The following is a 1,315-nucleotide window of genomic DNA, read 5'->3' as shown; positions in this document are numbered from 1 at the left end:
CAGGGTCTGGCGGGGGTTGTCGAGTACGCGAGTGACCTGTTCGATCGGGCGACGGTGGAGGGTATCGCGGCCCGGTATGTGCGGTTGCTCGAGCTGATCGTCGCGGATCCGCAGGCGCGGATCGAGGGGTACGACATCCTCGAGCCGGACGAACGCGAGTTGGTACTGCGGACCTGGAACGACACCGCAGCGCCCTTCGCGGAGACCACTGTCGTGGAACTGTTCGAGCGACAAGTGGCGGCGACACCCGGCGCCGCCGCGGTGACCTTCTCCGACCGGAGCTGGACTTATCGAGAAATCAACACACGGGCGAACCGGCTGGCGCACTTCCTGATCAGTGCCGGGGTCGGCCCGGAAACCTTGGTGGCCGTGGCGCTGGAGCGCTCGGTCGAGCTGGTCGTCGCATTGTTGGCGGTGCTCAAGGCCGGCGGCGGCTACCTTCCCATAGACCCGAACTATGCCGGTGCTCGCGCCGGGACAATTCTCGCCGACGCAGCCCCGCGGCTGATCCTGTCCGACACTGTCACCGTGGCCACGCTGCCCGACCATGACATAGGGCAGGTGCTACTCGATGCAGATCTGGACCTCGGCACTGCAGCCGAAGTCGGGCGTCACGCCGATCTCGATCCCGTCGACAGCGATCGGATCGGCCCGTTGAGCCCCGGTCACGTGGCGTATGTGATGTACACCTCGGGGTCGACAGGTATTCCGAAGGGTGTCACCGTGAGCCACCGAAGTGTGGTGTCGTTGTTGGCCGCCACCGCCGACCGCGTGGGGTTGGACGATACGGATGTGTCGGTGTGGTGCCACTCGGAGGCGTTCGACTTCTCGGTGTGGGAGTTGTGGGGTGCGTTGGTACACGGGGGCCGCGTGGTGGTGGCGCCGTGGGACGTGGCGGCATCGCCGAACCGTTTGTGGGAGTTGCTGATCAGGGACAAGGTCACTGTTCTCGGCCAGACGCCGTCGGCGTTCTACGGTTTCGAGGAGGTCGAGCACGTGGACCCAGCGGTGGGGGCCGGTTCGGTGCTGAGGACGGTCGTGCTCGGCGGAGAGGTGCTGGATCTCGCCAGGCTGCAGGGCTGGAATCTGGGCGAGGATCCGCTCCACCCACAGGTGAGGACGCTCAACGGGTACGGTCCGACGGAGACGACGGTCTTCGCCGCAATGTACTCGCTACCTGAATCCCAGGGTGGTCGTGATCGCGTAAGTGTGCCGATCGGCGACCCAGTGGGCGGTATGCGGGTGTTCGTGTTGGGTGCGGGGCTTGGGCCGGTTCCGGTGGGTGTGGTGGGGGAGTTGTATATCGCCGGGGTGC

General features: G+C 66.0%; 1 protein-coding gene. It reads left to right on the top strand.

Translation table 11 applies throughout. The features are described from left to right. On the top strand, positions 1-1,315 hold a 1,315-nt coding region (locus CJ179_RS50420; RefSeq protein ID WP_143549097.1), incomplete at both ends, for an AMP-binding protein.

Origin of the sequence: Rhodococcus sp. ACS1 (assembly GCF_002300155.1) — a bacterium.
In the GTDB taxonomy this organism is placed as follows: Bacteria; Actinomycetota; Actinomycetes; order Mycobacteriales; family Mycobacteriaceae; genus Rhodococcus_F; species Rhodococcus_F koreensis.
Note: the sequence above shows the minus strand (reverse complement) of the source record. Positions and strands in the feature narration are given on the sequence as shown.